Consider the following 17,134-nt stretch of genomic DNA (forward strand, 5'->3'; position numbering starts at 1 on the left):
ATGAAGAGCGAGCAACACGGCTCTTTCCCGTCTCCCAAACGGGGAGAAGGGAGGGCACGCGCAGCGCTTGTCACTTTGCTCCTTTCCATCTTCTTCCTGGTCCTGCCGGCGCTTGCCGCCCGCGCCATGGACATCCAGCAGGTCACCTCCCCCAAGGGCGTCACCGCCTGGCTGGTCGAAGACTATTCGGTGCCGATGGTGGCCATCCGTTTCGTCTTTGGGGGCGGCTCGACGCAGGATCCGCCGGGCAAGGAAGGGCTGGCCAATCTGATGACCGGTCTGTTCGACGAAGGCGCAGGCCCTCTGGACAGCGACGCCTTCCAGGTGAAGCTCGACGACGCCGGCGCCGAGATGAGCTTCGAGGAGACCCGCGACGGCATCTACGGTTCCATGCGCATGTTGGCCGAGCAGCGCGACGAGGCGTTCGACCTGCTGCGGCTGGCGGTCAACGAGCCGCGTTTCGACCAGGCGCCGATCGATCGCATCGGCGCTCAGATCCTGTCCGGCATCATCGCCGGAGAGAACGACCCCGACACGATCGCGCAGGACAGATGGGCGCGCGCGCTCTATGGCGATCATCCTTATTCGCGCTCCGATCAGGGCACCAGGCAGAGCATCGCCGCCATCACACGGGACGATCTGAAGGCGCTGCACAAGGCGGTCTTCGCGCGGAGCGGGCTGCATGTCGCGGTGGTCGGCGCCATCGACCCGGAAATGCTGAAGAAGAAACTGGACATGGTGTTCGGCAACCTGCCGCAGAACCAGGCGCTCGCTCCGGTTGCCGACGTCGAGCCGAATCTGGCGCGGCATATCGAGGTCGACTACGACCTGCCACAGACCTCGCTTCAGCTTGCCTGGCCCGGCGTGAAGCGCAAGGCGGCGGATTTCTTCCCCGCGGTTCTGATGAACGAGATCCTCGGCGGCGGCACTTTCACCTCGCGCCTGTTCCAGGAGGTGCGCGAGAAGCGCGGGCTGGCCTACAGCGTCAATTCCTCGCTGATCAACCAGGATCATGCCGACGCGCTGATCGTCACCACCGGCACGCGATCGGACCGGGCCGCCGAAACCCTCGGCATCGTGCGGGACGTGGTCAAGCGGCTTGCCGAAGACGGCCCGACCGACGCGGAACTGGCGGCAACCAAGAAATACATGATCGGCGCCTACGCCATCAACAACCTGGACTCCTCCAGCGCCATCGCCGCGACCCTGGTCGAGCTGCAGCTCGACGACCTCGGCGTCGATTACATTCAGCGCCGCACCGGCCTCATCAACGCAGTGACACTCGACCAGGTCAAGGCCGCGGCGAAGAAGCTTTTGTCGGCCGAGCCGACCATCATGGTCGTCGGACCGCCCTTGGCCGGAGCCAACAAGGGATGAGCCTCACCTTCGGCATCGCCTTTGGCGGCGGCGGCGCGCGCGGTCTGGCGCACATCCATGTCATCGAGGCGCTGGACGAACTGGGCATCAGGCCGGTCGCAATCGCCGGCTCGTCGATCGGCGCCATCATGGGCGCCGGCATGGCCTCCGGCATGACCGGCAAGGACATCCATGATTATGCCCGCTCGATCCTCGGCCGTCGCGCCGAGGTGGCGAGCCGCATGTGGCGGGCGCGGCCCGGCACGATCGCCGAGGCCATGCAGGCCGGCATCCGCGTCAGCCAGTTCAATGTCGAACGCATCCTCAAGGCATTCCTGCCCGAAGCCATTCCCGAAACCTTCGCCGAGCTGAAAATCCCGCTGAAGGTGACGGCGACGGACTATTTCGGCCACAAGCTGGCCGTGTTCGCCGAAGGCGACCTGCATTCGGCGCTCGCGGCGTCAGCGGCCATTCCTGCCGTGTTCCGCCCGGTGATGCGCGACGGCCGGCTGCTGATCGACGGCGGCATCTACAACCCCGTGCCCTTCGACCTTATCGAGGATGATGCCGACATCATCATCGGCGTCGACGTGGTCGGCGCGCCGGAAGAGGCCGACCACAGGCGGCCGACCTCCGTCGACCTGATGTTCGGCGCCACTCAATTGATGATGCAGTCGATCATCGCCAACAAGCTGAAGCAGTGCCAGCCCGACATCCTGATCCGCCCGGCGGTGTCCAAATACCGCGTGCTCGACTTCCTCAAGATCGAGGTCCTGATGACCGAGACGGCGGATATCAAGGACCAGCTGAAGCGCGAGGTGGAGAGGGTTGTGGAGGCTAGGGAAAGTGCTGCTGTCGAGCAAAGACGGGGAAAGCAGACCGGGTGACGCGAGGTCCACACGTTGCCTCACGTCACCGCTATAGTTTTGATCCCGAAAGCCAGGCGCCCTCCAGTCCTCTCTGGAAGAAGGGCACTCTAACCGATTACGATTTCGCCAGCACCGGCGCATACTCCAGCGCCACCACCCCATTGCTGAATGGCTTGGCGGAAATCAACTCAAGCGACACCGGATCGCCGGCCGGAAACAGCTTTTTGCCTTGGCCAACGGTGCCGGGGTAGCTCAGCAGCCTGACGCGGTCGACCAGACCATGGCGCAACAGTTCCTGTGCGACGCTGAGGCTGCCATGCACATAGATGTTGCCGCCGCTACCTAGCTTCAGTGTCCTGACCGCCTCCGGCAGCGGCCCCCTGAGCAGCTCGGCCGGTTTCCAGTCGAGCACCTTCAAACTGCTGGACGCGACGTATTTCGGCAGCGCGTTGAACCGGTCGGCGAAGTCTCCGGTTTCGCTCGGCCACGAGCCGGCGAAAATCTCGTAGGTTGTGCGTCCCAAAAGCATGGCGCCGCTGTCAGCCAGCTCGTCCTCCTTGAACCTGTTCATCTCGTCGTTCCAGGTCACGCCAGGCAGTTTCTCGACTTCGGCGATGCCATCGACGCTGATGAATTCGGTGACGATAAGCTTTCTCATTGGCGTTCTCCTTCTTCACCCAAAGGACGAACTGCGCGAGCCATTTGCGACAGCTCTGTAAAAATCCGGGGAAGTTTATCGGAGAGGGGAGTTTCTCAAGGTAGAGTAAGCTCCCAAGATCGAGTTTTGGTGCTACATCTCCACGGGTATCCCCCAAGCTGCAGGAAGATAATGGGATTCGGGGTCTTCATTCACCGGTCAGATTCGATCTACGATGACAGTCCCGCTGAGCGATATCAGTTTCCTAGCCAGTATCTGCGTCGTGTGGAAGCATGCGTCGGTGACTGGATCATCTACTACGAACCTAGCAAAGTAGACGATACCCGTGGCTATTTCGCCGTAGCCAAGGTCCAGCAGGTTCTCCCAGATCCAGTAGCGCTTGGTATGTATCTGGCTCTGATTGAGCCGGGAACCTACCTCGATTTGGCCACTCCTGTTCCCTTCAATGGGACGGATGGTCTCGTTGAACGCGGCCTGCTTAACGACCAAGGAAGGATTTCTGCTCGCGCCCAATCGGCCGTCCGACCAATCAGTCCAAGCGACTTCAATCGCATTATCGATCTGGGCTTTGACGACCATGAGCCGTTGCTGCCACGTGTGGATCAGATCGGCATTTCATCCGGGTTTCAGGACGAAAAGGCTCCATTCCAGTTCGAGGAGGGCCGTAGTCGTGTAAGCTATATCGGATCGCGAATTGTGCGGGATCGCATTTTTCGTCGCGTTGTCTTGCGCGCCTATGACGAGCGTTGCGCGATCTCAGGTCTCAAGTTGATAAATGGCGGCGGCCGGGCGGAAGTTTCTGCCGCCCACATTCGACCGGTTGAAAAGAACGGACCCGACATCGTCAACAATGGCATCGCGCTATCCGGCACAGCGCATTGGATGTTCGATCGCGGATTGATCAGCCTGTCCGATGATCTGGAAATACTGGTATCAAGGCAGGTTAACGACCTGGAGAGTGTGCAGGGATTCATAAACAGGAGCCGCCGCGCGCTTCCACCCCGTCGGCAGGTCGAGCGCCCACATCCTCGCTTCCTGCAATGGCATCGCGAACACTGTTTCAAACAGTGAGGCGGCGCTGGCTTCCGGGTAGACGTAAGAGTTCGCCTCAGTCCTTCGCGCGCTCCACATAGGACCCATCGGCCGTCATCACCACCACGCGGGTGCCTGGCGCGATATGCGGCGGCACGGCGGTGCGCACGCCGTTGGAGAGCAGGGCGGGCTTGTAGGAAGAGGACGCCGTCTGGCCCTTGGTCGTGGGCTCGGTCTCGACCACTTCGAAGGTGGCCCGCTGCGGCAGCACCAGGGAGATGGCGATGCCGTTGAACTGGGAGACCTGAACCGGCATGCCTTCCTGCAAATAGGGGGCGGCATCGCCGACGACGGCTTCCGACACCGCCACCTGGTCGTAGGTCTCGGGGTTCATGAAGTGATAGCCTTCGCCGTCGGCGTAGAGGAAGGTGTGCTCGCGCTCCTCGACATAGGCGCGCTCCACCTGTTCGGTGGTGCGGTAGCGTTCCGAAACCTTCACCCCGTCGCCGATGCGGCGCATGTCGAGCTGCGTCACGGGCGTGCCCTTGCCTGGGTGGATGTTTTCGGCAAAGAGGATCACATAAAGCTTGCCGTCCTTGTCGACGACATTGCCTTTGCGGAGCGAACTGGCGATGACTTTCACCACGGTTTTTTATCCTGCGAGAGTTGACGGGCGTTTGCCGGCTTGCGCGGCGCTGGATGGGGGCCTAGCGCATCTCGGCGCGAACCGCCAGCCCCCAACGCGAACCAGCGCGCCTTCAAACCGCCCATGACCGCCGCTTCGCCCTGGTGGACGCCGCATGTGCATGCCGATCGCCGTTCGCGCCTGATGCTGCGCAACGGCCTTGCCGCCGCCTTGCGCGACTGGTTCGCCCGTCGCGATTTCATCGAGGTGCAGGCATCGGCCCTGCAGATATCGCCCGGCAACGAGGCGCATCTGGCGGCCTTCGCAACCGAGGCGGTCGCGCCGGACGGGCAGCGCAAGCCGCTCTATCTGCACACGTCGCCGGAATTCGCCTGCAAGAAGCTGCTCGCTGCCGGCGAGACCAGGATCTTCAGCTTCGGCCCGGTCTATCGCAACCGCGAGCGTGGCCCTTTGCACCATCCCGAATTCACCATGCTCGAATGGTACAGGGTCGGCGAAGCCTATGAGAGCCTGATGCGGGATTGCGCGGATCTGCTGGCGCTGGCCGCGACAAGGGCAGGGGCCACGCGCTTCAGCTTTCGCGGCCGCGACTGCGATCCTTTCGCGGAGCCGGAGCGGCTGACGGTGGCGGACGCCTTCGCGCGCCATGCCGGGATCGATCTGCTTGCGACGGTCAGCGCCGACGGCATCACCGACCGCGATTCGCTCCATCAGGCCCTGATCGGTGCCGGCCTGCGTACCGCGCCCGACGACGGCTGGGCCGACCTGTTCAGCCGGGTGATGGTGGAGAAGATCGAGCCCAATCTCGGTATCGGCCGCGCGACCATCCTTTGCGAGTACCCGGTCGCCGAGGCGGCTCTGGCGCGACCGAGCCCACGCGACCCCCGCGTCGCCGAGCGCTTCGAGCTCTATTGCTGCGGCGTCGAACTTGCCAACGGCTTCGGCGAGTTGACGGACGCCGAGGAGCAGCGCCGGCGCTTCATCATGGAAATGGACGAGAAAGAGCGCGTCTATGGCGAGCGCTATCCGCTGGACGAGGATTTTCTCGCGGCACTCGCGGTCATGCCACAGGCCAGCGGCATCGCGCTCGGCTTCGACAGGCTGGCGATGCTGGCCACGGGCGCGCAAAAAATCGAGGATGTGATCTGGACGCCTGTTGCCGGGTCCTGAGTCCGCGCGCCACGGCTTGCACCATGTCAATGCGCGAAAATCTGCTCCAGCGAACGAAAGCCCTTGAATTCCAGCGCGTTGCCCGAGGGATCGCGGATGAACAGCGTCGCCTGTTCGCCGGGCTCTCCCTTGAAGCGGATCATCGGCCGCTCCAGCCAGTCTATGTCGGCGCGTGCTTCCAGCCGCGCGGCAAGCCGCTGCCAGTCATCCATCAAAAGCACGGCGCCGAAATGCGGGATCGGCACCGCCATGCCGTCGACCTTGCCGTCGCTGGCAGCCGGCGCGGCCGGTGGCCGCAGATGCGCCGACATCTGGTGGCCGAACAGGTCGAAATCGACCCAGGTCTCCGAAGAGCGGCCGATGGCGCAACCCAGCACCTCGCCATAGAAAGCGCGTGTTTCATCGAGATCACGGACCGGGAAGGCAAGATGGAAAGGCGTCATTGGAAATGCTCCGTGCTGGCGATGCGGTGCCGCGCTTCGCGATGGGCGGCTGAACCGATGCATTTTGATTGAAGCTTGTGCCATTGCACAAGCCGGACCGGAACAATAGATGGGGGACGGCGGCTCTCGGGCCAGCCGCAACAGCAGGATCACGCGCATGAGCGATATATCGGACGCATCAAGATTGACCGACCGCGTCGCGGCCCTGGTCGAGGCTGCCAAAAAAGCTGGCGCCGATGCCGCGGATGCCGTCGCGGTGCGTGGCCGCTCGACCGGTGTGTCGGTGCGGCTGGGCAAGGTCGAAAACACCGAGGCCTCGGAAGGCGACGACGTTTCGCTGCGTGTCTTTGTCGGCCAGCGGGTGGCAAGTGTTTCCGCTACTGCCGCGTCCGACCCGAAGGCGCTTGCCGAACGTGCCGTCGCCATGGCCATGGTCTCTCCCGAAGATCCCAACCAGGGCCTCGCGGATCCGGCGCTGCTGGCCAGGCAGACGCGCGATCTCGACCTGTTCGATGCAACAGAAGTATCGGCCGACCAGTTGAAGGAAGCGGCACTGGCCGCGGAAGCGGCGGCTCTGGCCGTCAAAGGCGTGACCAATTCGGCGGGCAGCAATGCCAGCGCCGGGCTCGGAGGGCTGGTATTGGCCACCTCGCACGGCTTCCTCGGCCATTATGTCGCCTCGCGCTTCTCGCGCTCCACGAGCGTCATCGCCGGCGAGGGTACCGGCATGGAGCGCGATTATGAATTCTCCTCGCGCCAGCATTTTGCCGACCTGGATGCGCCGGAAGACATAGGCCGCAAGGCCGGGGAACGCGCCGTGCGCCGGCTCGGCGCGCGCAAGGCCGCGACCGGACCGGTCGACGTGGTGTTCGATCCGCGCGTGGCGCGCGGCATTGCCGGCCATCTCGCGGGCGCCATCAACGGCGCTGCCGTCGCGCGCAAGACGTCGTTCCTGCGCGACATGATGGGCAAAAAGGTGGCTGCATCGGCCATTACCGTCACCGACGAGCCGCTGAGGCGGCGCGGCCAGGCCTCGCGTCCGTTCGACGGCGAAGGCGTCGAAGGCGACAAGCTTTTCATGGTCGAGAACGGCGTGCTCAACCACTGGTTCCTGTCCACCTCGGCGGCGCGGGAACTGGGTCTCGTCACCAATGGACGCGGTTCGCGCAGCGGTTCCTCTGTCTCGCCGTCTTCGACCAATCTTGCCATCGAGCCGGGTGAGCGCTCGCCAGAAGAACTGATTGCGTCACTCAAGACCGGCTTCTACGTCACCGAGGTGTTCGGGCAAGGTGTCGACATGGTGACCGGCGAATACAGCCGCGGCGCTTCGGGGTTCTGGATCGACAACGGCCAGCTTGCCTATCCCGTGGCCGAAGTCACGATCGCCTCCAACCTGAAGACGATGTTCCTCAACATGGTGCCGGCAAGCGACCTCGATCGCAATTTCGGCACCGCTGCCCCCACGCTGCTGATCGAAGGCATGACCCTTGCCGGAGCATGATCTGACCACGACCGGCGCCACGGAGGATCTGCCGCTGCTGCGCGATGCTGCCCGCGAGGCGGGTGCCATCGCGATGCGCTACTTCGGCAACAGTCCGCAAGTCTGGATGAAAGGCGGCACGTCGCCGGTCAGCGAGGCCGATCACGCCGCCGATGCGTATTTGCGCCAGACCCTGCTTGCGGCGCGACCGGATTATGGCTGGCTCTCCGAGGAGACGGTCGACGATCCAGTGCGGCTTTCGGCGCGCCGAACCTTTGTCGTCGATCCGATCGACGGCACCCGCGGCTTCCTGGAAGGCCAGCGCACCTGGTGTGTCAGCGTCGCCGTCGTGGAGCATGGCCGTTCGCTTGCCGGCGTGCTCGAGTGTTCGGCGCTTAACGAGACTTACTGGGCGCTGCCTGGTCAGGGCGCCTTCCGTAACGGCAGGCGCATCGCGGTGCGCCAGCCCGGCGACAAGGCCGAAATTTCCGGATTGAAGCAGTTGCTCGACAGGATACCGGCCGGCTGGCAGGAACGGCTGAAGCGGGCGCCCTACAGCCCTTCGCTTGCCTATCGCCTGGCAATGATCGCCAACGGCACGCTCGATGCCACTTTCGTAAAGCCGAACGCGCACGACTGGGATATCGCCGCCGCCGACCTTATCCTGCGCGAGGCGGGCGGCCAGTTGCTCGACCCGCATGGCCGCGCGCCGCTCTATGCCGGCGAGGTGACCCGCCACGGCGCGCTCGCCGCCGGCAGCGGTGAACTGCTGGCGGTGCTCGTGGGCGTCATTGCCGGACTGGATGATTGAAAGCATTATCGAAGGTTCCAAAGTCGGCGGCTTTGGTCTAGACCTGTCACAAACTCACAATATGTGAAGGACCGAAATGGCCGCGGAAGACGGAAAGAAACAGCTTTTGCACCTGGTGTTCGGCGGCGAACTGAAGAAGCTTGGCGGCACCGAATTCCGCGATCTTGACGCGCTCGACATCGTCGGCATCTATCCCGACTATCAATCCGCCCATACGGCATGGAAAGCCAAGGCGCAGGCCAGCGTGGACAATGCCCATATGCGTTATTTCGTCGTGCACCTGCATCGGCTCCTGGACCCCGACCACAAGGCTGTCGGTTGACTTCGATGGATAATGATCTGGCGAAAGCGCCGCCCGGCCAGGCTACGCCGACGGGCAGGGGCCGCAGCCGCGCCACCAAGGCCTTCTGGCGCAGGATCCGCAAGCCGCTGGCGCAGTCGCGATTCGTCAAGAACATCATCGTCGGCCTGCTGGCGCAGTTCGTTCGGCTGGTGCGCCTGACCAACCGCGTCGTCGACGGATCGGCGAAATTGACCGGCGGTGCCTATGCCCAATTCGAGCCCGGCATCATTGCGCTCTGGCACGGCCAGCATCTGTTGACGCCGGCCTACTACCCCAAGGGCAGGCCGCTCGTCGCCATGGTGTCGCGCAGTGCCGATGCCGAACTCAACGCCCTGATGATCGAGAGATTCGGCATCGAGGCCGTACGCGGCTCCGGCGGGCGCGATAATGCCAAACATCTCGACAAGGGCGGCGCCAAGGCGCTGATCGCCCTGAAAAAGTCGCTCGTCGCCGGCAAGAACGTCGCCATGATCGCTGACATCCCCCATGGCACGCCGCGCGATGCGGGGCTTGGCATCGTGCTCCTGGCGCGGCTCTCCGGCCGGCCGATCCTGCCGGCGGCCATTGCCACCAGCCGCCGCAAGGTGCTGGAGAAGAGCTGGGACAAGACGACCATCAACCTGCCGTTCGGCCGCTCGTCCATCATCATCGGTACACCGGTTTTCGTGCCGGCCAATGCCGATGACGCCGAGATGGAGCGCAAGCGCCTCGAAGTGACGGCCTCGCTCAATGCCGCGACCGCCGAGGCCTACCGTCTCGTGGATGCCCCGCGATGAGCGGTCGCTGGGCGCGTACCATGCTGACGGCATATCGTTTGGCGGGCGCTGTCGCCTATCCGCTGGTCGGACCCTATGTTGCCTGGCGCACCTCGCGCGGCAAGGAAGACCGCAACCGCCGCCGCGAACGCTACGGCGTCGCCGGCCGGCCTCGCCCCGATGGGCCTGTTATCTGGATCCACGCCGCGAGCGTCGGCGAAACCATAGCTGTCGTTCCCCTGGTCGAGAGCATACTCGACTACGGCGTCAATATCGTGCTGACGACCGGCACCGTAACGTCGGCCAAGGTCGCCGACGAGAGATTGGGCGACCGCATCATCCACCAGTATGTGCCGCTCGACCTCAAGCCGGCGGTCAGCCGTTTCCTCGACCACTGGAAGCCGGATCTGGCGATCATCGCCGAATCGGAGATCTGGCCGATGACGATTCTCGAGCTTGGCGCCCGCCACGTGCCGCAGGTTCTGGTCAATGGCAGGCTGTCCGACCGCTCCTTCACGTCCTGGAAGAAGCGCCCCAACATCGCCGAGGCGCTGTTCGAGAACCTTGCCCATGTCGTTGCCCAGTCCGATGTCGACGGCGAGCGTTTCCGCGCGCTCGGCGCCCGGCCGGTAACCGTTTCCGGCAATCTCAAGGTCGACACCAACCCGCCGCCCGTCGACGAACGGGCGCTGGCCACCTTGCAGCGGCAGATTGGCGGCCGTCCGACCTGGGCGGCGATCTCGACCCATGACGGCGAGGAAGTTGTTGCCGCCGAGGTTCATGCGATGCTGCACAAGCGTCACCACGGCCTGCTGACGATCGTCGTCCCGCGCCATCCCGACCGCGCCGGGGCCCTGGCCGAGCAGATTTCCGGCATGGGCCTCAAGGTCGCGCGGCGCAGCAAGGCCGACAGGATCGGGCCCGACGTTGACATCTTGCTCGGCGATACGATCGGCGAGATGGGGCTCTATCTCAGGATGACCGAGATCGCCTTTGTCGGCCGTTCGCTCACCTCCGAAGGCGGCCAGAACCCGCTCGAGCCAGCGATGCTCGAGACGGCGGTCCTTGCCGGACGCAACGTGCAGAATTTCCGCGAGGCCTACCAGCGCCTGCTCGACAGCGGCGGCGCCAAGCTGGTGCGCGACCGCGACATGCTGGCCGGTGCGGTCAACTTCCTGCTCACCAACGAAGTCGCACGCCATGAGATGATGGCGGCCGGCGCCGCGACCGTCGATGAGATGCGCGGCGCGCTGGCGCGCACGCTGAAGTCGCTTGAGCCCTACATCCAGCCACTGGTCGTCAAGGCGCGCCTGAAGGGCGCGAACGGGCGCTAAAATGGCCTCCGAAGCACCGCCATTCTGGTGGGAGGAGCCGGACTGGCGCGTTTTCGCGCTGTCGCCGCTGTCGGCAGCCTATGCATTTGTCGCCGGACGTGGCATGCGGCGGGCCAGGCGCGAGAAGATCGAAGCGCCGGTTCTGTGCATCGGCAATTTCACCGTCGGCGGAACGGGCAAGACGCCGGTGGCGATCGCCATGGCCGAACACGCCAGGCGCATGCGGCTCAAACCCGGTTTCCTCTCGCGCGGCCATGGCGGCTCCTTCGCCGAGCCGCATGTCGTCGACATCAAACACGACAGCGCCAGGCATGTCGGTGATGAGCCGCTGCTGCTGGCCGAACACGCGCCCGTGGCAGTGACGCCGCACCGCGCCGCCGGCGCCCGACTGCTCATGGAAAATCATGGCTGCGATTTCCTGATCATGGATGACGGTTTCCAGAGCGCGCGCATCCATATCGACTATGCGCTGGTCGTCGTCGATGCGCGGTACGGCATTGGCAACGGCCGTGTCATCCCGGGCGGGCCGCTCAGGGCCAGGGTCGTCGATCAGCTGGTCTTCACCAGCGGGTTGCTGAAGATGGGTGACGGCACCGCCGCCGACGCGGTGGTGCGCCAGGCGGCGCGCGCCGGCCGGCCGATCTTCGAGGCTCACACCGAGCCGAGCGGCAAGGAACGCCTCGCCGGCAAACGCTATCTTGCCTTCGCCGGCATCGGCCACCCCGAGAAATTCTTCGACACGGTAGAGGAGGCCGGCGGCGAGGTGGCTTTGAAGCGGCCGTTTCCGGATCATCATTTCTACGCCGAGGATGAGCTTGCCGAACTGGCGGCCACCGCGCGCGCCGAAGGGCTCGGCCTCATCACCACGGCCAAGGATGCCGCCCGGCTGCGCCACGGCGCTTCGAAGGACTTTCTCGATCGTCTCGACGTGCTGGAAATCGACGCGGTCTTCGAGCTCGACCACGTTCCCGAACGTATCATCGAGGAGACGCTCGATGCCTGGCGCCAGCGTAAGCTTAAGCTTAAGCTTAAGGGCTAAGGCGTTCAGCCTTCGATGGAATCGCCGACCCGCTCTGCTTCTTGGTTTTTACGCAACGGCGGATAGAAACCGCTGCGCATTCCGGGATTTGCTCAGCTTCGCTTGCGCAATTCCGGATGCGCCTCGATCTCGCGGCGCAATGAGGCCGCGGCGTTGATGTAGGGCTCCTGCCTCTCGACGCTCCAGTACTTCAGCTCATCGAGCGGAATGCTTTCGCCGGTCACGGCGCAGCGCACGAACGCGCCGGGGCTCGTCACCTGGAAGTCGCCGTCGAGATAGCGGATACGGGCTTCCTTGCCGCCGGGGCCTTCGAAACGGTTCATCATGCTTTGGTGCCGAGCTTCATGCCGAGTTCATCGCCACAAATTGCCGGCAAGGTCAAGCATGGGACAAGCTCGAGGCAATGCTGATATCCTATTTGATGAGCCGAAGAGTACCATTGGTGGGGACATCATGGACATTTCTTCCGCTCGGCCGGCTTCCTTGCTCAAGGAGGCGATGACGCCGCAGGCGGTGCCGTCGGCGAAACCCGATGCGCTCAAGGCAGCGCTGGTCAAGGTGGCCTTGCGACCGCCGCTACCGGTCTTGCGCCCGCAACCGGCCTTGGAAGCGTTGGCGGCCCTGCCGCCCGCGTCGGCCGAGACGTCGCAGCAATTGGCCGCACCGCAGATCGTGCGGGCCTATCAGGCGGCGATGGAGCCGGACATGGACACCGCCGGAAAGGCCGTTTCCGAGATTTCGGCGCGTAAGCAGGCGTCGCCAGGCGACGAGGCTCAGCGCGGCGTGCCAGTGGCGGTCACAAGAGCCGAAGACGGTGGGGCTGCACGGCCCGCGCCGCTCTCGTGGCCGGCGTTCGTCTCGCCCCGGGTATCCGTCGTGCAAAAGGCGTCAGCCGACAATGTGGTGCCGGGGTGCATGAGCGGCCAACCAAAGGGAGCCGCACCGGGGAATCGCGAACAAGGCGCGGTCGGCATCGGCCCCATCGCAACGGGCCTGCTGGTTGCCGCGCTCATTGCATTTGTCTGGTTGGCCATTCGCTAAAGCAAGTGTGTACGGTTTTCCCGGGAAAAGCGCGTAGCGCTTTCCCTATGGAATTGCGCAAAACAAAGACATAGAGCGGTTCGCCGTTTCCGTGAAACGGTGAACTGCTCTGAAACCTACGTGTCGGCTTCGATGAAGTGTTCGATCTTTTCCGCCGACACACCGGCCTGCGCCGCGATGCGGCGCGACAGGTCGGCGGCAGCGGCGCGGGGCCTTCCGGCGGGACGATCGAGCCAGTAGGAAACGGGATTGAGCACAACACGATCGTCGACGGCCACTACGCGCCCCGACCGTATCTGGTGTTCGGTGAGCGGCGGGCGCGCCAGGGCGATGCCCAGGCCGTGTGCGGCGGCATCGAGCACCAGATTGTAGTCTTCGAAGCGGCGGTCCTGCGGGCGCGGCCGGTAATCCATGTCCTGCGCGGCGAACCAGGCGCGCCAGCCGGATGCGTCGGAATCGTTGATCAGCGGGAATTTGAGCAGCCGGGCCGGGTCGCCGCAGCCGATCTCCGGCGCGAGGCTCGGCGAGGCGATCGGAAACAGATACTCCTCGAACAACTGCATCGAAACGCGGCCCGGGATGCGGCCGCGTCCGCAGCGCACCGACAGATCGATGCCTTCGTCGGCGAGATCGGCCTGGCGGTTGTCGACATCCAGCACGATGCGCAGGCGGGTGGGATCATTCTCAAGCGCCGCCATGCGTGGCATCAGCCACAAGCCGCTCACCGAAGGGATCGAAGCCAGCCGCACCACTGCGGTGCCGCGCGGTTCAACCCAACGGTCCGAATTGACCGAGATCAACGCGAAGGCTTCTGTGGTCCTGAGATGCAGGCGATTGCCTTCGTTCGTCAGCGTCACGCCGCGCGCCGCGCGTTCGAAAACCTTCAGGCCAAGCCAGTCCTCCAGCTTGGCAATCTGCCGGCTGACAGCGCCATGGGTAAGGTGGAGCCTCTGCGCGGCTGCCGAAAAACTCCCCGTGCGTGCCGCTGCATCGAAGGCGCGCAGTGTCTCGAGCGGCAAGATGCCGTCTAAGCTGTGATCCATAGTCACAGCTGATCCTCGATTTGGTCGTTTGTCAATTGGCCCGAAAATGGGTTTTGTCCCCATCGAGAGGCGAAAGAACGGGAGGACGATGTGACGAGGGCAATGACGAGCACGTTGAATCCAGCACAGCGGATGGACACCACCGCGGCCGTAGCGGTGGCGCTGACGGTGATTGGCTGGGCCTCCGCCTTTCCGGCGATCCGGGCCGGCCTCGCCGCGTTCGGGCCGCTCGAACTCGGCGCCCTGCGCTTTGCCATCGCCGCGGTACCTGCGGCGATCTTCCTTGCTGTCAGGCGGCCGACGCTGCCGCGGATAGGCGAGTTGTGGCGCCTTGCCTTTGGCGGCGCCGTTTTCGTCGCGCTCTACACCGCCATGCTCAATTTCGGCGAACTGACGGTTTCGGCCGGTGCTGCCGGATTCATCATCAATGTCAGCCCGATCTTCACCGCCATCATGGCGATGGCGCTGCTCGGCGAACGATTCTCGACGATGGCCTGGGTCGGTACTGCCATTTCCTTCAGCGGCATCGGCATTATCGCCATGGCCGACGGACAGGGCCTGCATTTCGACACGGGTGCGCTCCTGGTGCTGGGATCGGCGCTCTGTTCGGCCGTCAACACCATCGTCCAGAAGCCGCTGTTCGCCCGCCACCATCCACTGACCATTGCGGCCTCGAATATGGTGCTCGGCGCGCTCTGCCTGGCGCCCTTCCTGCCGGTAGCTTTTTCGCAGGCGGCGGTCGCCGATATGGCGGGGCTGGGCGCGGTCATCTATCTCGGCGTCGTGCCGAGCCTGATCGCCTATGCCGCCTGGGCGACGGCGCTTTCGCGCTTGCCTGCGGCGCGTGCCTCGAACTTCCTTTATCTGGTCTCTCCCATGTCCGCCCTGATCGGCTTCTTCTGGCTGGGCGAAGTCCCGATGCTGCTCGGCCTGCTTGGCGGCGCGCTGGCGCTAGGGGGCGTCATCGTGGTGAATTTGAAGAGGTGAACCAGGGAGTTGGGGTCACTTCTTGATTCGAAAAGAGCCGCTTGGAAGCGGCTCTTTTCGGACCCCCGCCCGGACCTTCGGTCCGACCTCCCCACAAGGGGGAGGTAGGGAACTCCGCTTTTCCGCGTCCTCATAAAAGTGCTTTCCTGTAGATGGGCAGGGCGCTTCCTCACCCTCCCCCTTGTGGGGAGGGTCGCTGCGAAGCAGCGGGGTGGGGGCTGCACCGGCAAACCTCGCAGGCAGCCTTCACCGCCGCCCGAACAGCCTTTCGATGTCCGCCAGCTTGAGTTCGATATAGGTCGGGCGGCCGTGGTTGCAGGTGCCGGAGCCGGGCGTGGCCTCCATCTGGCGCAGCAGCGCGTTCATCTCCTCGGCCTTGAGCAGGCGGCCGGAACGCACCGAACCATGGCAGGCCATGGTCGCCGCGATTTTGTCCAGCCTTTCCTTCAGCGTGTCGACGGTGTCGTTGTCGGCGATCTCGTCGGCGAGGTCGCGCACCAATTGCTGGACGTTGGTCTCGCCCAGCATCGACGGTGTCTCGCGCACGGCCACGGCGCCCGGCCCGAAACGCTCGATGCCGAGCCCGAAGCGGGCGAGCGTTTCGGAATGCGTGGCGAGCCGTTCGGCATCCTCTTCAGGCAGGTCGACGATCTCCGGCAGAAGCAGCATCTGCGACGGCACGGCGCGCGCGTGCAGCGCGTTCTTCAACGCCTCGTAGACCAGCCGCTCATGCGCGGCATGCTGGTCGACGATGACAAGTGAGTCCCTCGTCTGGGCGACGATATAGTTCTCATGCACCTGCGCCCGTGCCGCACCGAGCACCGTGTCAAGCAGCGTCTCCGCCGCTTCGCCCTGTCCCGCCCGGGCGTCGGCGCTGGCGATCGGGCCGGCATCGAACGCCGCCTGCTCGTTTTCGCCGAACCCGCCGTTTCGTTCGAATCCTGAACCCTGGAACTCCATGTCGAGTGGCCGTTGCGGCGAGCGTGCGTGGTCGAAACCGGCAGAGCCCGAGGCGCGGTAGGCCGCTTCGTAGCTGCGGTGACCATTGGCCGGGCCGCCATGGGCATATGACGCCGCTCCCGGCCGGAACGCCGCCATCATGCCGGCGGCACCGGAAGTGGCGGCGCGGATGCCGGCTTCGGCAAGCGCCTGACGGATGGCGCCGACGATCAGCCCGCGCACCAGGCCGGGGTCGCGGAAGCGGACATCGGCCTTGGCTGGGTGGACATTGACGTCGACGATCGCCGGGTCGAGTGTCAGGAAAAGCACCGTGACCGCATGGCGGTCGCGTGGCAGGACGTCGGCGAAGGCGCCTCTGATAGCGCCGGCGATCAGCTTGTCGCGCACTGGCCGGCCATTGACATAGGCATATTGCTGCAGCGCGTTTGCGCGGGTGAAGGACGGGATCGATACATGGCCGGTCAGATGCACGCCTTCGCGCATCGCATCGATGGCAATGGAATTGTCGGGAAACTCGGCCCCCATCACCTGGGCGATGCGGCGCAGGCGTCCGTCCGCGCTGTCCTCGGTCGCCGGCAATTCAAGCGTCGAGCGGTCGGAACCGCTGAGCGTGAAGCGAACGGTCGGAAAGGCGATCGCGATGCGCTTGACCACGTCGCTGGTCGCCGAGCTTTCGGCGCGCTCGCCTTTCATGAATTTCAGCCTTGCCGGGGTGGCGAAGAAAAGGTCGCGCACCTCCACGGTGGTGCCGCGATTGGCCGCCGCCGGCCTGACGGGCGAGATCCTGCCGCCCTCGATGCCGATCTCGGCGGCGCTGTCGCTTGCCGCCGTGCGCGAGCGGATCGACAGCCGCGACACCGAGCCGATCGACGGCAGCGCCTCGCCGCGAAAACCGAGCGAGCGGATGTCGTGGATGTCTTCGGCAAGCTTGGAGGTGCAATGGCGTGCGGCTGCCAGCGAAAGCTCCTGTTCGGGGATGCCGAAGCCGTCATCGGTGACACGGATCAGGTTCAACCCGCCGCCTGACGTGACGACCTCGACTTTTCCCGCACCGGCATCAAGCGCGTTCTCGACCAGTTCCTTCACCACGCTTGCTGGACGCTCGATGACTTCGCCGGCGGCGATCTGGTTGATCATCGTTTCGGAAAGCTGGCGTATGGGCATGAT

The 17,134-nt window shown here is 64.6% G+C and carries 18 protein-coding genes; 12 read left to right on the forward strand and 6 right to left on the reverse strand.

Annotation, left to right across the window (positions count from 1 at the left end; genetic code table 11):
- Both FJ490_RS03925 and FJ490_RS03930 read left to right on the forward strand, forming a co-directional pair.
- Nucleotides 1-1,377: a pitrilysin family protein gene (locus FJ490_RS03925; protein ID WP_181165171.1), complete on the forward strand. Its 1,377-nt coding sequence runs from the start codon at nucleotides 1-3 to the stop codon at nucleotides 1,375-1,377.
- Entirely contained in the window at nucleotides 1,374-2,243 is an 870-nt protein-coding gene (locus FJ490_RS03930; RefSeq protein WP_140494217.1) for a patatin-like phospholipase family protein, read from the forward strand. The genes FJ490_RS03925 and FJ490_RS03930 overlap by 4 nt, the downstream gene beginning before the upstream one ends.
- A gap of 97 nt (nucleotides 2,244-2,340) precedes the next feature.
- Here FJ490_RS03930 and FJ490_RS03935 read toward each other — a convergent pair whose 3' ends face one another.
- Nucleotides 2,341-2,883, reverse strand: coding sequence for a dihydrofolate reductase family protein (locus FJ490_RS03935; protein WP_140624607.1), 543 nt, complete (start codon nucleotides 2,881-2,883; stop codon nucleotides 2,341-2,343).
- A gap of 171 nt (nucleotides 2,884-3,054) precedes the next feature.
- Here FJ490_RS03935 and FJ490_RS03940 point away from each other — a divergent pair, with 171 nt between their 5' ends.
- The gene (locus FJ490_RS03940; protein ID WP_140728236.1) at nucleotides 3,055-3,954 is read left to right on the forward strand and encodes an HNH endonuclease; all 900 of its coding nucleotides are present in this window, start codon (nucleotides 3,055-3,057) and stop codon (nucleotides 3,952-3,954) included.
- A gap of 37 nt (nucleotides 3,955-3,991) precedes the next feature.
- On the opposite strand, the gene efp is transcribed toward FJ490_RS03940, so the two are convergent.
- Nucleotides 3,992-4,561 (reverse strand): elongation factor P, encoded by a 570-nt coding sequence (gene efp / locus FJ490_RS03945; RefSeq protein ID WP_140494213.1) that lies wholly within the window; start codon nucleotides 4,559-4,561, stop codon nucleotides 3,992-3,994.
- Nucleotides 4,562-4,684: 123 nt separating this feature from the next.
- Here efp and epmA point away from each other — a divergent pair, with 123 nt between their 5' ends.
- A complete protein-coding gene (epmA, locus tag FJ490_RS03950; RefSeq protein ID WP_140624609.1) occupies nucleotides 4,685-5,731 on the forward strand; it encodes an EF-P lysine aminoacylase EpmA in 1,047 nt (348 codons plus the stop codon).
- 26 nt (nucleotides 5,732-5,757) lie between these two features.
- Here the strand turns inward: epmA and FJ490_RS03955 are convergent, their stop codons facing one another.
- A complete protein-coding gene (locus FJ490_RS03955) occupies nucleotides 5,758-6,174 on the reverse strand; it encodes a VOC family protein (RefSeq protein ID WP_140494209.1) in 417 nt (138 codons plus the stop codon).
- A 157-nt stretch (nucleotides 6,175-6,331) separates the two neighbouring features.
- On the opposite strand from FJ490_RS03955, the gene FJ490_RS03960 reads away from it, so the two are divergent.
- The 6 genes from FJ490_RS03960 to lpxK all read left to right on the forward strand — a co-directional run bounded on the left by FJ490_RS03960 (nucleotide 6,332) and on the right by lpxK (nucleotide 11,936).
- Nucleotides 6,332-7,675, forward strand: coding sequence for a TldD/PmbA family protein (locus tag FJ490_RS03960; protein WP_140557090.1), 1,344 nt, complete (start codon nucleotides 6,332-6,334; stop codon nucleotides 7,673-7,675).
- Nucleotides 7,662-8,465: a 3'(2'),5'-bisphosphate nucleotidase CysQ gene (locus FJ490_RS03965; protein WP_140728237.1), complete on the forward strand. Its 804-nt coding sequence runs from the start codon at nucleotides 7,662-7,664 to the stop codon at nucleotides 8,463-8,465. The genes FJ490_RS03960 and FJ490_RS03965 overlap by 14 nt, the downstream gene beginning before the upstream one ends.
- 76 nt (nucleotides 8,466-8,541) lie before the next feature.
- Nucleotides 8,542-8,787: a DUF4170 domain-containing protein gene (locus FJ490_RS03970; RefSeq protein WP_140494203.1), complete on the forward strand. Its 246-nt coding sequence runs from the start codon at nucleotides 8,542-8,544 to the stop codon at nucleotides 8,785-8,787.
- Nucleotides 8,788-8,792: 5 nt separating this feature from the next.
- On the forward strand, nucleotides 8,793-9,584 hold the full coding sequence (locus FJ490_RS03975) for a lysophospholipid acyltransferase family protein (protein WP_140521674.1): 792 nt from the start codon (nucleotides 8,793-8,795) through the stop codon (nucleotides 9,582-9,584).
- Nucleotides 9,581-10,897: a lipid IV(A) 3-deoxy-D-manno-octulosonic acid transferase gene (gene waaA / locus FJ490_RS03980; RefSeq protein ID WP_140494199.1), complete on the forward strand. Its 1,317-nt coding sequence runs from the start codon at nucleotides 9,581-9,583 to the stop codon at nucleotides 10,895-10,897. The genes FJ490_RS03975 and waaA overlap by 4 nt, the downstream gene beginning before the upstream one ends.
- A 1-nt stretch (nucleotide 10,898) precedes the next feature.
- Complete coding sequence (lpxK, locus tag FJ490_RS03985) at nucleotides 10,899-11,936, forward strand: tetraacyldisaccharide 4'-kinase (RefSeq protein WP_140685772.1); 1,038 nt, start codon at nucleotides 10,899-10,901, stop codon at nucleotides 11,934-11,936.
- 92 nt (nucleotides 11,937-12,028) lie between these two features.
- On the opposite strand, the gene FJ490_RS03990 is transcribed toward lpxK, so the two are convergent.
- On the reverse strand, nucleotides 12,029-12,262 hold the full coding sequence (locus FJ490_RS03990; protein ID WP_140494196.1) for a DUF2093 domain-containing protein: 234 nt from the start codon (nucleotides 12,260-12,262) through the stop codon (nucleotides 12,029-12,031).
- A gap of 172 nt (nucleotides 12,263-12,434) precedes the next feature.
- On the opposite strand from FJ490_RS03990, the gene FJ490_RS03995 reads away from it, so the two are divergent.
- Nucleotides 12,435-12,977, forward strand: coding sequence for a hypothetical protein (locus FJ490_RS03995; RefSeq protein WP_140685771.1), 543 nt, complete (start codon nucleotides 12,435-12,437; stop codon nucleotides 12,975-12,977).
- Between the two features lie 116 nt (nucleotides 12,978-13,093).
- On the opposite strand, the gene FJ490_RS04000 is transcribed toward FJ490_RS03995, so the two are convergent.
- Nucleotides 13,094-14,020 carry a LysR substrate-binding domain-containing protein gene (locus tag FJ490_RS04000; RefSeq protein ID WP_140728239.1) on the reverse strand — a complete coding sequence of 309 codons (927 nt, stop codon included), beginning with the start codon at nucleotides 14,018-14,020 and terminating at the stop codon, nucleotides 13,094-13,096.
- A gap of 102 nt (nucleotides 14,021-14,122) precedes the next feature.
- Here FJ490_RS04000 and FJ490_RS04005 point away from each other — a divergent pair, with 102 nt between their 5' ends.
- A complete protein-coding gene (locus FJ490_RS04005) occupies nucleotides 14,123-15,007 on the forward strand; it encodes an EamA family transporter (protein ID WP_140685770.1) in 885 nt (294 codons plus the stop codon).
- A gap of 246 nt (nucleotides 15,008-15,253) precedes the next feature.
- Here FJ490_RS04005 and mutL read toward each other — a convergent pair whose 3' ends face one another.
- Complete coding sequence (gene mutL / locus FJ490_RS04010; RefSeq protein ID WP_140728240.1) at nucleotides 15,254-17,131, reverse strand: DNA mismatch repair endonuclease MutL; 1,878 nt, start codon at nucleotides 17,129-17,131, stop codon at nucleotides 15,254-15,256.
- Between the last annotated feature and the right edge of the window lie 3 nt (nucleotides 17,132-17,134).

The sequence above is a fragment of the Mesorhizobium sp. B2-5-11 genome (assembly GCF_006440835.1).
Classification (GTDB): Bacteria; Pseudomonadota; Alphaproteobacteria; order Rhizobiales; family Rhizobiaceae; genus Mesorhizobium.

Bases quoted from the DNA above. Each gene is read 5' to 3' on its own strand.
- FJ490_RS03925 (WP_181165171.1), top strand. From the start codon at position 1: ATGAAGAGCGAGCAACACGGCTCTTTCCCGTCTCCCAAACGGGGAGAA.
- FJ490_RS03930 (WP_140494217.1), top strand. From the start codon at position 1,374: ATGAGCCTCACCTTCGGCATCGCCTTTGGCGGCGGCGGCGCGCGCGGT.
- FJ490_RS03935 (WP_140624607.1), bottom strand. From the start codon at position 2,883: ATGAGAAAGCTTATCGTCACCGAATTCATCAGCGTCGATGGCATCGCC.
- FJ490_RS03940 (WP_140728236.1), top strand. From the start codon at position 3,055: ATGGGATTCGGGGTCTTCATTCACCGGTCAGATTCGATCTACGATGAC.
- epmA (WP_140624609.1), top strand. From the start codon at position 4,685: ATGACCGCCGCTTCGCCCTGGTGGACGCCGCATGTGCATGCCGATCGC.
- FJ490_RS03955 (WP_140494209.1), bottom strand. From the start codon at position 6,174: ATGACGCCTTTCCATCTTGCCTTCCCGGTCCGTGATCTCGATGAAACA.
- FJ490_RS03960 (WP_140557090.1), top strand. From the start codon at position 6,332: ATGAGCGATATATCGGACGCATCAAGATTGACCGACCGCGTCGCGGCC.
- FJ490_RS03970 (WP_140494203.1), top strand. From the start codon at position 8,542: ATGGCCGCGGAAGACGGAAAGAAACAGCTTTTGCACCTGGTGTTCGGC.
- FJ490_RS03975 (WP_140521674.1), top strand. From the start codon at position 8,793: ATGGATAATGATCTGGCGAAAGCGCCGCCCGGCCAGGCTACGCCGACG.
- waaA (WP_140494199.1), top strand. From the start codon at position 9,581: ATGAGCGGTCGCTGGGCGCGTACCATGCTGACGGCATATCGTTTGGCG.
- lpxK (WP_140685772.1), top strand. From the start codon at position 10,899: ATGGCCTCCGAAGCACCGCCATTCTGGTGGGAGGAGCCGGACTGGCGC.
- FJ490_RS03990 (WP_140494196.1), bottom strand. From the start codon at position 12,262: ATGATGAACCGTTTCGAAGGCCCCGGCGGCAAGGAAGCCCGTATCCGC.
- FJ490_RS03995 (WP_140685771.1), top strand. From the start codon at position 12,435: ATGACGCCGCAGGCGGTGCCGTCGGCGAAACCCGATGCGCTCAAGGCA.
- FJ490_RS04000 (WP_140728239.1), bottom strand. From the start codon at position 14,020: ATGGATCACAGCTTAGACGGCATCTTGCCGCTCGAGACACTGCGCGCC.
- FJ490_RS04005 (WP_140685770.1), top strand. From the start codon at position 14,123: ATGACGAGCACGTTGAATCCAGCACAGCGGATGGACACCACCGCGGCC.
- mutL (WP_140728240.1), bottom strand. From the start codon at position 17,131: ATGCCCATACGCCAGCTTTCCGAAACGATGATCAACCAGATCGCCGCC.